We start from the raw sequence: 13,079 nt of genomic DNA on the forward strand, positions 1-13,079 counted from the left end.
CTCTTCTTAAAATGAGTATTAGTTGATGAGATTAATTTAAGTTATTGTTAAAGTTAATAAATTAAAAACTACAATACAGGCAATCCCTATTATGTTTGAAAAATTACTGTCAATAGACCTATCAAACAACACTTTCTTTCAAGCCTTAATGAACAATAATACGGTGCTTACTATTGCCTTAATTTTAGTGTTAATTACCTGTAAAACTTACCTTTTAAAAGTAGTGCACGCCAAAGGGAAAAGTAATAAACGCTTGAAAATAAATATTGTAAACAACGCTATTACGATACTTATTTTTATTGGTATTTTTAATATATGGGCTGAAGAGTTCCATAAGTTTGCGATTTCTATTGCTGCGTTCGTGGTCGCCATTGTTATTGCTACCAGAGAGTTTATCCAATGCTTTATTGGCTTTCTGTATATCGTATCTAGCCGCCCTTTTCGCATTGGGGATTGGATACAAGTAGGTGATTATTACGGAGAAGTGCACTCTATCGATTGGGCAAAGTTAACTCTACTAGAAGTAAACAGTGACTCCTACGAATACACAGGTAAAACCTTGTACGTCCCTAATAGTAAACTAATTACCTCTTCTATTAAGAACTTAAACTTTTTAAAACGTTACGCGATGCATCACTTCACTATCACCAGAGATGGTAGCGTTAACCCTTTTATTTTCTTAGATGTTTTATATGAAAAAGCACAGGATTATTGCGCAGACTTTAATGATGTCGCTATCCGATACAATCAGCTTATTGAAAATCGTTTGGATGTTCACATTGCAGGCCCCGAACCACACATACAAGTAGCGACTTCAGACGTTGGGGATACACAACTCATTTTTACTATTTTTTGTCCCACTGAGCGCGCCCTCGAAATAGAGCAATCATTAACAGCAGACTTTATGAAATTATGGTTTGAGCAACAACAAATAAATAAAATTAATAATCATTAAAATCAGATAATTAGAAAATTAGAAAATTAGAAAATTAGAAAATTAGAAAATTAGAAAATTAGAAAATTAGAAAATTAGAAACGACGCTGTTTTATACCGTAAACAACCTCAAGAAAAAGGAGGCATGATGTCATTAGATTTATTACCTGATTATATCGATAAAATTAACCATCAATTTGAAGCTGAACAAGATATACAAGCACTTGTAACAGAGATCCACGAACAGGTATCAGATGATCAAATTGCGATTTTATTAGAGTCATTCCCACTTAAATTAAGACTGACTTTATGGCAAGCGTTGAGCGATGAGGCACAACAAAATATCTTTATCGTGATGAAACATGAGTCACGAGAACTTTTACTCAGCACCTTAGAGGATGAACAATGTTTACCATTATTAACCAAATTAGATGCAGTACATTTACTAGAACTATCTGAAAGTTTAAATGACCGATTTATTGATTACGCTGTTAGCAATATGAATGCTAAACAACGTAGTTTATATAAAAAATCATGTGATTACGCATTAGATGAAGTAGGCCACTGGCAAAACTTTACCGAAATCCAATTGCCACAACGCTTGAAACTATCAGCAGTTAAAAAGGTATGTAGTAAAAAACTACCGTCTTTTACCGAAGTCATTTATATCGTTGACGATAATGGAGTGTTAATAGGAGAAATACCAGTTAATGCGATCTTTAAAGCAGAAAGCGACCAAGAATACCGAGACTCAATAGATACTGACGTTGAGTACCTGCTAAGCAATGAAGATATTGCTGATGCATCAGAAAAGCTCATTGACCTAGATCGTTCTGCATTACCAATTATTGATGAAAACCGCTGTTTGACTGGACGTTTAGATCTACCCACGGCTTATCGTTATAAAGAACAAACATTAGAAGCACAATTAAACCAATCTGGCGGTTTAGTTGAAGAAGAAGATCTATTTGGTAATGTATGGCAAAGTTCGAAAAATCGCGCCGTATGGTTAGGTATTAACTTAGTCACTGCTTTTTTAGCGTCATGGTTTATTGGCTTATTTGAAGCAACTATACAGCAGGTCGTAGCTTTAGCTGTTTTAATGCCTGTAGTCGCTTCTATGGGCGGGATATCAGGTAGTCAAACGATTACGTTGATCATTCGGGGGTTAGCATTAGGTCAAATTAATGATTCCAATAAGAAAAGCATTATTGCTAAAGAGCTTAAAGTAGGCGCTATTAATGGCGTATTATGGGCAATAGTAATAGGGGCAATTACGTTTATCTGGTTCGATAATCCTTTGTTATCATTAACTATCTTTATATCTATTTTAGGCAATATCGTGATTGCATCTTTATCTGGCGTCTGGGTACCTTGGATCTTGAATAAGTTCAATATCGATCCCGCTTTGTCCGGCTCAGTAGTATTAACAACCGTCACAGATATTTTTGGGTTTATTGTATTCCTAGGCTTAGGAAGCCTTTTGTTACTCTAATTTTCTCAGGGCATACTTCGTGATGCCCTTCTCTTTTGAGTTTTATTATTTAACCTCACCTTTGATTGATGGGCTAACGGGTTAACGGAAGAGAAAAATCATATATTTAGATAAGCTTATTAAACAATAAAAGGCGATTAAAAATAATTTAACGCAGTCATCACATCAATAACGGCATTAATTGACTTGTTTATATTGAAGCAATTTACGTTCTCACATGAGGAAATAATTGTAAAACCTGCTCTATCATCTCTATTTTTTGATTATTAGCTAAATAGTTTGCATAAATATCTCGTCGAAATACAGGAGCATCATCAACCAAAAATAGTTGATTACTTTTTAGATATTCAAAGGTAATTTGTCTTGGTAAGTAAGCAGCCCCACCAGCTTCTAAAATAAAGTTTAGGGCAATTCTTGGTTGGCTCATAAAATGTTTAGCTTCTGGTGTATCTGGGAACTCTCTTAAATACTGAGCTGCAATAGACTCTCCATAATCCACCATAATGAAATCCTGTAATTGCACTTCCTTAAATACATAATCGGGATTAGTAGTCACTAGATGTAAAGGTACTGTGGCCACTTTTTCAGAAATAATCTCTCCAACAAAAGTAGGCTCAAATAAGAACCCAATATCAACGACCCTATTTAATAAACTCTTACGCAATTCAGGTGCGTTATAGGTGCTGGTTAATAAGCTTACTTCATCAATATTAGAATGAATTTTTTGTAGCCAATTCTGTAATACAATGTCCCAAATAGTACTTTTTGCGCCGACCACTAGCTGTATCGAATGTTGTGCGCTAATGCCAACATCTTGCTTAGTTTTTTGCCACATTAAAATTAATTCATTGGCATGTTTAATTAAGCGGTGCCCTTCTGGTGTTAATTTTAAGTTGCGGTTACTTCGATCAAATAACAACACCCCTAAATCTTCTTCTAATAGCTTAATTCTGGCACTCACTGCTGATTGAGTAATGAATAGGTTTTCCGATGCAATACGAAAATGTAAAGAGCGACTCACTTCTAAAAATGTTTTTAATAACTCTATTTTCATATACTCACCACTAATCAAAAATTTTAATCAAAGACCACAAAACAATTAATTTTATTATATAGCGTTTTGTTTATACACTCCACGCACTTAATCTGAGTGACCATTAAATACACTAAAAATAGCCAATATGGCTAGCATGCAGTGACCTGCAAGAGTTCCTATTTTATTCAGATTTTTAACCTTTTATGCGAGCACTATCGCAACATATTTTGTGAAATATTACATAGGAATTAACTCATGAAGATTGCCATTTTATCTAGAAACCCGAACTTATACTCTACACGCCGCTTAAAAGAAGCTGGTGAGGCACAGGGCCACCAAGTTGATGTTATTGATACACTGCATTGCTACATGGACATTACTAGTAGCCGCCCAACAGTTCGTTATCATGGTGAAGAGTTACCGCAATATGATGCCATTATTCCACGAATTGGTGCATCGGTGACTTTTTATGGGACAGCTGTCGCACGTCAATTTGAAATGATGGGTACCTTTAATATTAATGAATCTGTTGCAATCAGTCGCTCTCGTGACAAGTTACGTTCAATGCAATTATTATCAAGAAAAGGGATTGGTATGCCACGTACCGGATTTGCTAATAGACCTGATAACATTAAAGATTTAATTAAAAACGTAGGCGGTGCGCCAGTTGTTATTAAACTATTAGAAGGTACCCAAGGGATAGGTGTGGTGCTAGCTGATACAGCTAAAGCAGCTGAAAGTATTATTGAAGCATTTATGGGGCTTAAAGCGAATATTTTAGTGCAAGAGTTCATCAAAGAAGCTGGTGGTGCTGATATCCGTTGTTTGGTAATCGGTGGACGCGTTGTTGCAGCAATGAAACGTCAAGGTGCTGAGGGTGAATTCCGCTCTAATTTGCATAGAGGAGGCTCAGCAGTCGTCGTTAAATTAACAAAAGAAGAACGAGAAACAGCTGTTAATGCCGCTAAAATAATGGGTCTTAATTTCTGCGGTGTCGATCTGTTACGATCTGAAAGTGGACCAATGGTAATGGAAGTTAACTCTTCTCCAGGTTTAGAAGGTATTGAAAAGGCAACAGGTATGAATATCGCAGGGATGGTTTTCGATTTTCTAGAAAAAAGTCCAAAAACAGCAACTAATAAAACACGTGGTAGAGGGTAATTAAATGAAAGCATTACGCATTGGAAAATTTGATATTTTACCGGGTACACAATGCAAAATTGAATTACCTGTTGCCAAGTTATATACAGATGCTGAAGTATCATTACCTGTACAAATTATTCGAGGCGCTAAAGATGGTCCAACTATTTTTATTAGTGCCGCGGTCCATGGTGACGAATTAAACGGGATTGAAATTATTCGCCGTTTAATTAACAAACCTAACTTTAAAATAATTCGTGGAACAGTTATTGCTGTGCCTATGGTGAACGTATATGGCGTTGTAAATCAAAGTCGTTATATGCCAGATCGTCGAGATTTAAATCGCTGCTTCCCTGGTTCTGCAAAAGGATCATTAGCGGCTCGAGTTGCTCATATATTTTTAACACAAATTGTACAACATTGTGACTATGGGATTGATTTACACACGGGTGCAATCCACCGCTCTAACTTGCCACAAATTCGCGGCGATATGAACGATCCGGAAACGAAAGCATTAGCGCAAATTTTTGCTAGCCCTGTGATTTTACATTCTAATGTAGTAGATGGTTCTTTGCGTGAATCAGCAGTTGAAAATGGCACTAAGGTACTTTTATATGAAGCAGGTGAAGCATTACGTTTTGATGATTTTTCAATTAATGCAGGTATCAAAGGCATCGAAAATGTATTACGCCATTTAAAAATGATGCGTAAAGTAACTTCGAAACGCAAGTTAAAAGAGCCTTACATCGCCAATAGTAGCGGTTGGTTACGAGCAAATGCAAGTGGTGTTGTGAAACACTTAGTAGAACTAGGCGATCGCGTAACGAGTGGAGACAAACTAGCAGAAATTGGCAGCCCTTATGGAGAAATACTAGGAATTGTTAAGGCTACTCGCTCAGGTATTTTAATTGGGCAACAAAATATCCCTCTCGTACAAGAAGGTGAAGCAATGTTTCATATTGCTTACTTTAAAGAAGACGATGAAGCAGTATTTGAGCATATTGAATCGGTACAAGATTTCCTGCGCCCAGAGGATGATTTAAATAGAACAAATTCCACAGGAAATAAATAACATGCAATCTAAAGATAAAATGATTATTGGTCGCCTCGAATCGATAGACCTACCTGAGCTAGGTATTAAAGAGATGCAAGTACGTGTTGATACAGGAGCAAAAACATCATCATTACACGTTGATAATATTGTGAAGTATATGGAAAAAGGACAACCTTGGGTTAAATTTGATATCCACCCTGATATCCATAATGTCAAAAGACTCATAGCATGTAGTGCATTAATCAGTGATATTCGTAAGATTAAATCATCTAATGGTACCTCCGAAGAGCGCTATGTAATTGAGACTCCAATGACTTTAGGCAGTGAAACCTGGCCGATAGAAATAACCCTAACGGATCGTGCTGATATGAACTATTTAATGTTATTCGGACGTGAGGCGATTGGTAAACGTTTACTCGTTGACCCTTCAAAAGTATTTTTAGCGAATCGTTAGATTTAATATTAACGCAGTACTAATATACTGCGTTAATAATGACTTATTAGCTTTTACAGTTTTGACGGAAAGATTTATGCCCTTGTTTTTTCTGCTGATTCACTGTTTCTAATAGTGAACTAATTTCATCCGAGTCTGAACTTGCTTGGATCTTTTTAAAGGTATTAGTCATCTCTGTTATTTGCTGTTGATATTGTCCATATTGCTGCTTTTGTTGCGCAGTCAATTCACTAGATGCCTCACTATGCTCACCATTGATGTTCTCAATAACCACAGGTAGCAATACCTTAGCTTTACCGCTTAACATAATCAATTCATTAATATGCTCTTGCATCTCAGCTTTATCGTCAGCTTTAAAGCCTTTATTGTAAGCACGTAATTCACTTTTGATGTGCTTCATGGTATCGCCCAATGTAGTTTCTTTGATACCGCAATGATCTGCATGTGCAAACACTAAGCTAGTCGATTGAGTAAAAAGTAATGCGCTTAATAAAGTAAAAGCTAAATTTCTCTTGATATGACTCATCATTATATCCTTTAAAATGGAGGGGGAGGATCAGCAATATACTAGGCTTAGTAAAAGAACACTACTCACATTAACTTTAACCCTATAAGGCAAATTAAATATGCTTGAGTACGCTAATTTATACAGCGTATTTCTCAAAAATAAACGCTAAAAACAACGCCCAATATATAGCTATAATATTACAAAATAAAACAATAAAATGTTGTTTTTCTTATTTAAAGAATAATATTCAATTAACCTCACCGCTCCACGCCGATATCATGCTGATATTTACAATACACTTCACACAAGCTTAAAACCTCATTTTTTTAAAATTAAAACTATATATTTCAATAACATTAATAGACTAAGCTATTCATAGAAAATATAAAAACCAGGCTTTACAAATTAAAAAATGAGTCAATTCTTTTGTTTAAACTTTTAAAGTTATAAAAAACAGATTCAACATAAAGTCATACTTATAAATCTAGTAATTTAAAAAAACAAGATAAAATTAATTGCAAAAACGCGCTAAAAATCAATGAAAGATCTCATTTCCAGACAAAGTACACATTTTGTCACTCACTTTCGTGACCTATGCAATGCTAAAAAAAATCATCTTCCTTTACTCTTCGATTACAAAGTTTTAACAATCAGAAATAGCGATTTTAAAAAGCCATTTTATCCATAGAAAGGAATGAAACGATGAGAAAACTACTTAAAACAGCACTTATTAGCGCAGGGTTAATTATGTCAGCGAGCACATTTGCAGCCGATTACCCAGCAAAAAATATTCGACTAATCGTGCCATTTGGTGCTGGTGGCGGTACGGATGCCGTAGGTCGTACTCTAGCAAATAGTGCAAAAGACATTTTAGGTACAAGTATTTCGGTCATGAATAGAACCGGCGGTGCAGGTGCAGTTGGCATGAGTTTTGGGGCACAGCAAAGACCAGACGGGTATACATTAACCGTGGTTACACGTGAAATAGCTTCACTGCCACAAATGGGATTAATGCAACATAGTGCAGATGATTTTAAATTAATTCGCATGGTTAACTTAGATCCAGCTGTTATTTTAGTACCCGCTGATAGCCCATTTAATACAGTGAATGATTTAGTTGCTGAAGCGAAAAAAGCACCAGGTAAAGTTAAATTTGCATCGACTGCTGCGCCTAACTTTTACTTAATGGCTTTAGAGCAAGATCAAGATATTAAATTAAATGCAGTACCTTATAACGGCTCTGCAGAAGCGATTCCTTCGGTATTAGGCCATCATACACAAGTAACAATGGTTACACCGGGTGAAGCAATTGCTCAACTCCGTTCAGGTCAGTTAAAAGCACTAGGTGTAATGTCTGAAGAACGTATTTCTTACATCCCAGACGTACCAACATTAAAAGAGCAAGGTTTAGATGTAACAACTGGTACATGGCGTGGTATTGGTGCACCTAAAGGCACACCTGATGAAATCATTGAAATTTTAGGTAACGCTTTTGACCAAGCAATGGCCTCTGAGCAGTTTAAAGAGTTCATGGCAAAAGGTGCAATGACAATTCACCCATTAAAAGCTCAAGAGTTTACTGATTTTGTTAAAGAAGATGCAAAAGTATTAAGTCAATTTATTAAATAGTAATTGCTAAATCAGGGTTAAGGTCATTCTTAACCCTTCTTTCAATCAATAAAATGGGAGGTATGATGCTCAATCGCCACCTAGTTCTACCAAGTTTCGTTATTGTCTTGAGCCTTATCATACTGGGCTTTATCACTCAATTTCCAGAACCTTTATATCAAGCTTCTCCCGTTGGAGCTGGGTTCTTCCCTACTGTGATTGTTATCATTCAAATATTGATATGTTGTGTATTGATTATTCAACATCAACGAAAGAAACAGGTCGAACAGGAACAACCGCTTTTATCCAGCCACTCTATTTTTGGTTTTACCTTGTTAGTAGGATATGCGGCTTTAATTACTTTGGTAGGTTACTTACCAGCGAGTTTAATCGGCTTTACTTACTACTTAATTTATTACCGTATTAAAAAGCCGATTTATTATGTAGTTGCTTGGGTGTTTGTTTTGGCTATCTACTTTCTATTTTCAGATGTGTTTATTATCTCACTGCCTGAAGGCTTACTCTTTTTCTAGGTTATTATTATGATGGAATATTTACTCAGTGGGTTTGCTTCTGCCTTTAGTATGGAAGTTTTCCCTGTATTAGTATTAGGTGTATTAGGCGGTGTTATTTTAGGAGCACTACCAGGGCTAACTGCGACAATGGGCGTTGCTATATTATTGCCTTTTACTTTTTCAATGATGCCGACCCCAGCGTTAGTAATGTTAATCGGTGTTTATATCGGTGGGATTTATGGCGGTTCAATTGCTGCAATATTACTAAAAACCCCAGGTACACCTGCTTCAGCAGCAACTGTATTAGATGGTCATACCATGGCCATTAAAGGACTTGCAGCAAAAGCTCTGAGTATTGCGGCAGTTGCTTCGTTTATTGGCGGTTTAATTAGTACTGTTGTATTAATTGGTGTTGCGCCGATGCTTGCAGATTTTGCTTTACGTTTTAATGCGCCAGAATATTTTGCATTGGCTTTATTTGGATTAACCATTATTGCGAGTGTTTCAGCTAAAAATATTATGAAAGGATTATTAGCCGGCACCATAGGTTTATTAATTTCTATGGTTGGGTTAGATCCAATTAGCAGTGTTCCTCGCTTCACTTTCGGTGTGTTAGATTTATACAGTGGTATTAACATTATTCCTGTATTAATCGGCTTATTTGCGATCGCCGAAGGGTTAAATCAATTAGAAAAAATTGCCAGTGATAAACAAGATATCCCCCCTAAGTTTAGCTATAAATTTTTAAGCTTCTCTGACTTTAAAAAGATTTTACCAACGAGTGTTAAAAGTGCGTTAATTGGTACATCTATTGGTTCTGTTCCAGGTGCTGGTGCTGATATTTCAGCCTTTGCTTGTTACAACGAAGCCAAGCGAGTTGCGAAAAACCCTGAAGAATTTGGTAATGGTTCTATGCATGGTTTAGCAGCTGCTGAATCAGGTAATAATGGTGTAACGGGTGGTTCATTAGTTCCATTGCTAACATTAGGTGTACCGGGTGACGCTGTTTCAGCTGTACTGCTAGGTGCATTGATCGTTCAAGGTTTAACACCAGGACCTCTTTTATTCACACAAAACCCAGAAATTGTTTACGGTATTTTTAGTTCAATGATTGTTGCTAATATAGTGATGCTAATTGTTGGATTTTTAGGAATACGCTTTTTCTGCCGTATCATTGAAGTACCTAAAATAATGATGATCCCTATCATCATCTTCCTATCAGTCATTGGTGCTTATGCAATTAATAACTCTATGTTTGATGTGGGTATTGCCATTACATTTGGTTTGTTAGGCTTTATTTTAAATAAATTAGATATCCCATCTTCACCTATTCTATTAGCAATTATTTTGGGACCAATGGCAGAAACAAACTTAAGAAAATCGTTGATTTTATATGAAGGAAGCTGGTCATTTATATACGACAGGCCGATCGCATTAGCCTTTATTTTATTTGCAATTTTCTCTGTGTATTCCACAGTAAAACTAAAGAAACGAGAATTAAAAAAGCAAAAGTAAATCTGAAATAAAGTAGCTAGACAATTAATTTAATTAATCTGTTTAGCTACTAAATATCCTCAACAGAACGGCAACATCACGTTATGTTTACCCACGGCTTACTTTTCTATATTGAGCTGTAATTTTTTAGCTAATGGCTCTATTGCCGCTCCCTGTAAAAATACAGAAATCAAAACAATAAAGAAGACCATATCAACTATAATTAATGATGATTCTACGCCAGCTGCCGCTGGAATTAATGCAAAAACAATTGGCGTAGCCCCTTTTAATCCAATTGAGGAAATAAAAAATCGTTTCCTCCAGGTTGTTTTTGGAAAAAATAAATAACATATTTGCACTGCTAACGGCCGAGCAATCAATATCAATAGTAAGGCAGGTAAAATCGACTGATACAGTACTTCAAATAATTGATGTGGGAAAATCTGTAATCCAAGGGCAATAAACATAAGCGCTTGTGCTAACCAAGATAAGCTATTAAAAAAGTGTTTACTTATTTCCCTGCCTCGATTTAAACCATTACCTATGATCACACCAACCACATAAGAAGCGAGTAGTATATTACCACCAGCAAGTTCACTGCCATAAGTGGCTAATACAAAGCTAACTAAAACAAACACAGGGATAAGCCCATACTCTTCTAGCTTAATATGGTTCAACAGCCAAATACATAAGCGACCAACACAAAACGCAATAAACAAGGCACTAAAAATTTGGGTCACCAACTCTAAACTAACTTCACTTACTGAGACTGCAGTGTCTGGTGTTAATGCCATTTCTGTTAATAAAACCAACAAAATCAGTGCTATAGGGTCATTAGTAGCAGATTCAAACTCCAATACTGTATCTGTCTTCTCTTTTAATTTTAGTTTTTTAGATTGTAATATAGAGAATACTGCTGCAGCATCAGTGGAGGAAACAATTGCAGCAAACAGAAGACAAAAAATAAAGGAGAAGTCTAATAACCACCATAAAATAAGCGAGAAGAATAATGTCGTTAGTAACACACCTAAGGTGGATAAAACACTTCCTTCACGATAAGCAACGCGTACACTTCTTTTAGAGGTATTCAAGCCACCTACAAAGACAATAATATTAAGAGCAATACTGCCTACTATGGAAGTTAACGCAAAATTATCGTAAACAAAGTCAAATTCACCATTCCCAAATAATAGCCCTACCCCCATGAATATAAGTAAGGAAGGAATACCAAAGGTACGTGATGGATGATGTAAAAGAATACCAATACCAATTAAGGCAGCAATACAGATTAGTATAAGTTGGTATGACATTAGTTATTTATTTTCCTTCTGTAGTTGTCATTATTATTAGAATGTAGGCTCACAAGACACAGTCGAATGCTATATCTTGCTTGTTATATGATAGCTCAATTGTACTGGATAACAGAATTAAAAGAATCCAATTGTTATATCTTTACTAAGATTAATAAGCGCCTAGTTTATGGCTTTATAAAATAGATAAAGTTTAAAAATTTAACTAAAAAATACCTACCTAAGTGTTCGATAAAACCAATCTATATCCTTAGGACAGTGTAATTAATCACAAAGTAGCAGATTGATTGTAAAACACTTGGGAATATTTGAGAAAATAAGCTATATTTTTATTTCACATAACCATCATTTAGTCATTTTAACACCCCGTATTAAATATCGTAAATGAGGAGTAGGCATTATGACAGAGGCTTCTATTGTTCATTTTACGAACAGTTCCTCTATAGATGAATTAAAAATAGCAATTAATAATGCTTGTCAGGAAGGCGTTCATGGACTTTTATTACTGACCTGTGTCGATAATAACTACGATGAATTACCACTCAATAAAATATTATGTGATTGCCCATTGCCGATCGGTGGTGGTATGTTTCCTAAGATTATATACCAGGGAAAAAATTACACCAAAGGCGCAATAATTGTAGGTTTAAAAATAAAACCAACAATTATCAATTATTCAATGCCTAATAGTACTGATCAAAATATCACTCTGTATATTAAAAATAAGAGTAAGATGATTCAAGATCTTAAAAGCTTTATTATTATTTCTGATGCTTTATGCGATGCCAGTGAAGATTTTGTTGATCACTTTTATAACTATATGGGCTCTGGTGTAAACACAATTGGGGGAGGGGCTGGATCTTTAGACTTCTTACCTCGCCCTGTTATTTATACTAATCACGGGATCAAAGGTTATATAACACAGGTAATCGCACTACCAGGTGCATTGAAAAATAGTATAGGTCATGGCTGGGAGATTGCTAAAGGCCCTTATTTAGTGACCTCGGCTGATGGCCATTATGTCCATTCATTAAACTACACATCGACCTTTTCATTATATAAAGAAGAGGTTCAAGAACAAGTCAATAGACCTTTATCAGATGACTTTTTTGTGGAATATGCAAAGCGTTTCCCACTTGGAATGGTATCTTTAGATGGAGAAATTTTAGTCAGAGATCCCATACAAACTAATGCATCCTACTTAGAATGTGTTGGTAATGTTTCAATTAATTCAATGGTTTACTTATTAACCAGTGATAAACCAAAAATGTTAGCTTCTAGTCAAAGAATAGCTAATGAAATAGCTCAATATCAGCAAAAAAATAAAACTCACTTGCTATTTAATTGTATCAGTAGAGACTCATTTCTTGGTGAAGAAATAAATGATGAATTAAGCATCATACAAAAGACTTTGCCTGAAACACCACTGATTGGAGCAATGGCACTAGGTGAAATTGCAAATACGAATAATGGATCTATTCGATTACTTAACAAGACCACTGTACTTGGCTCATTTTAAGGATTTAACAGC

General features: G+C 35.6%; 12 protein-coding genes. 9 read left to right on the plus strand and 3 right to left on the minus strand.

Features of this window, described 5'->3' with window-relative positions; all coding sequences use genetic code 11:
- The first annotated feature begins 91 nt into the window (after positions 1-91).
- Both V5290_RS10685 and V5290_RS10690 read left to right on the plus strand, forming a co-directional pair.
- The gene (locus V5290_RS10685) at positions 92-955 is read left to right on the plus strand and encodes a mechanosensitive ion channel family protein (RefSeq protein WP_333385236.1); all 864 of its coding nucleotides are present in this window, start codon (positions 92-94) and stop codon (positions 953-955) included.
- A gap of 127 nt (positions 956-1,082) precedes the next feature.
- Complete coding sequence (locus V5290_RS10690; RefSeq protein WP_333385239.1) at positions 1,083-2,429, plus strand: magnesium transporter; 1,347 nt, start codon at positions 1,083-1,085, stop codon at positions 2,427-2,429.
- 205 nt (positions 2,430-2,634) lie between these two features.
- On the opposite strand, the gene V5290_RS10695 is transcribed toward V5290_RS10690, so the two are convergent.
- Positions 2,635-3,483 carry a LysR family transcriptional regulator gene (locus V5290_RS10695; protein WP_333385241.1) on the minus strand — a complete coding sequence of 283 codons (849 nt, stop codon included), beginning with the start codon at positions 3,481-3,483 and terminating at the stop codon, positions 2,635-2,637.
- Positions 3,484-3,720: 237 nt separating this feature from the next.
- Between V5290_RS10695 and rimK the strand changes: the two genes are divergently transcribed.
- Genes rimK through V5290_RS10710 form a run of 3 tightly spaced genes read left to right on the plus strand, consistent with a single transcriptional unit; the run spans position 3,721 to position 6,113 of the window.
- Positions 3,721-4,626, plus strand: a complete 906-nt coding sequence (gene rimK / locus V5290_RS10700) for a 30S ribosomal protein S6--L-glutamate ligase (protein WP_333385244.1) — start codon at positions 3,721-3,723, stop codon at positions 4,624-4,626.
- A 4-nt stretch (positions 4,627-4,630) separates the two neighbouring features.
- Positions 4,631-5,677, plus strand: coding sequence for a succinylglutamate desuccinylase/aspartoacylase family protein (locus tag V5290_RS10705; protein WP_333385247.1), 1,047 nt, complete (start codon positions 4,631-4,633; stop codon positions 5,675-5,677).
- A 1-nt stretch (position 5,678) separates the two neighbouring features.
- Positions 5,679-6,113: an ATP-dependent zinc protease gene (locus V5290_RS10710; RefSeq protein ID WP_113817764.1), complete on the plus strand. Its 435-nt coding sequence runs from the start codon at positions 5,679-5,681 to the stop codon at positions 6,111-6,113.
- Between the two features lie 46 nt (positions 6,114-6,159).
- Here the strand turns inward: V5290_RS10710 and V5290_RS10715 are convergent, their stop codons facing one another.
- Complete coding sequence (locus V5290_RS10715) at positions 6,160-6,639, minus strand: cytochrome b562 (protein WP_333385253.1); 480 nt, start codon at positions 6,637-6,639, stop codon at positions 6,160-6,162.
- Positions 6,640-7,323: 684 nt separating this feature from the next.
- Between V5290_RS10715 and V5290_RS10720 the strand changes: the two genes are divergently transcribed.
- From V5290_RS10720 to V5290_RS10730, 3 genes are all read left to right on the plus strand, one after another.
- Positions 7,324-8,250 carry a tripartite tricarboxylate transporter substrate binding protein gene (locus V5290_RS10720; RefSeq protein ID WP_333385256.1) on the plus strand — a complete coding sequence of 309 codons (927 nt, stop codon included), beginning with the start codon at positions 7,324-7,326 and terminating at the stop codon, positions 8,248-8,250.
- A gap of 65 nt (positions 8,251-8,315) precedes the next feature.
- Positions 8,316-8,762, plus strand: a complete 447-nt coding sequence (locus V5290_RS10725) for a tripartite tricarboxylate transporter TctB family protein (RefSeq protein WP_333385258.1) — start codon at positions 8,316-8,318, stop codon at positions 8,760-8,762.
- 9 nt (positions 8,763-8,771) lie between these two features.
- On the plus strand, positions 8,772-10,259 hold the full coding sequence (locus V5290_RS10730) for a tripartite tricarboxylate transporter permease (protein ID WP_333385261.1): 1,488 nt from the start codon (positions 8,772-8,774) through the stop codon (positions 10,257-10,259).
- A 98-nt stretch (positions 10,260-10,357) separates the two neighbouring features.
- Here V5290_RS10730 and V5290_RS10735 read toward each other — a convergent pair whose 3' ends face one another.
- Entirely contained in the window at positions 10,358-11,548 is a 1,191-nt protein-coding gene (locus V5290_RS10735; protein WP_333385264.1) for a potassium/proton antiporter, read from the minus strand.
- A 400-nt stretch (positions 11,549-11,948) separates the two neighbouring features.
- Between V5290_RS10735 and V5290_RS10740 the strand changes: the two genes are divergently transcribed.
- The gene (locus tag V5290_RS10740; protein WP_333385267.1) at positions 11,949-13,067 is read left to right on the plus strand and encodes an FIST C-terminal domain-containing protein; all 1,119 of its coding nucleotides are present in this window, start codon (positions 11,949-11,951) and stop codon (positions 13,065-13,067) included.
- Positions 13,068-13,079 lie beyond the last annotated feature (12 nt).

This window comes from Psychromonas arctica (assembly GCF_036697365.1).
Lineage (GTDB): Bacteria > Pseudomonadota > Gammaproteobacteria > Enterobacterales > Psychromonadaceae > Psychromonas > Psychromonas arctica_A.

Excerpts from the sequence above, each read along its gene's own strand:
- V5290_RS10685 (WP_333385236.1), top strand. The coding sequence starts at position 92 with ATGTTTGAAAAATTACTGTCAATAGACCTATCAAACAACACTTTCTTT.
- V5290_RS10690 (WP_333385239.1), top strand. The coding sequence starts at position 1,083 with ATGTCATTAGATTTATTACCTGATTATATCGATAAAATTAACCATCAA.
- V5290_RS10695 (WP_333385241.1), bottom strand. The coding sequence starts at position 3,483 with ATGAAAATAGAGTTATTAAAAACATTTTTAGAAGTGAGTCGCTCTTTA.
- rimK (WP_333385244.1), top strand. The coding sequence starts at position 3,721 with ATGAAGATTGCCATTTTATCTAGAAACCCGAACTTATACTCTACACGC.
- V5290_RS10705 (WP_333385247.1), top strand. The coding sequence starts at position 4,631 with ATGAAAGCATTACGCATTGGAAAATTTGATATTTTACCGGGTACACAA.
- V5290_RS10710 (WP_113817764.1), top strand. The coding sequence starts at position 5,679 with ATGCAATCTAAAGATAAAATGATTATTGGTCGCCTCGAATCGATAGAC.
- V5290_RS10715 (WP_333385253.1), bottom strand. The coding sequence starts at position 6,639 with ATGAGTCATATCAAGAGAAATTTAGCTTTTACTTTATTAAGCGCATTA.
- V5290_RS10720 (WP_333385256.1), top strand. The coding sequence starts at position 7,324 with ATGAGAAAACTACTTAAAACAGCACTTATTAGCGCAGGGTTAATTATG.
- V5290_RS10725 (WP_333385258.1), top strand. The coding sequence starts at position 8,316 with ATGCTCAATCGCCACCTAGTTCTACCAAGTTTCGTTATTGTCTTGAGC.
- V5290_RS10730 (WP_333385261.1), top strand. The coding sequence starts at position 8,772 with ATGATGGAATATTTACTCAGTGGGTTTGCTTCTGCCTTTAGTATGGAA.
- V5290_RS10735 (WP_333385264.1), bottom strand. The coding sequence starts at position 11,548 with ATGTCATACCAACTTATACTAATCTGTATTGCTGCCTTAATTGGTATT.
- V5290_RS10740 (WP_333385267.1), top strand. The coding sequence starts at position 11,949 with ATGACAGAGGCTTCTATTGTTCATTTTACGAACAGTTCCTCTATAGAT.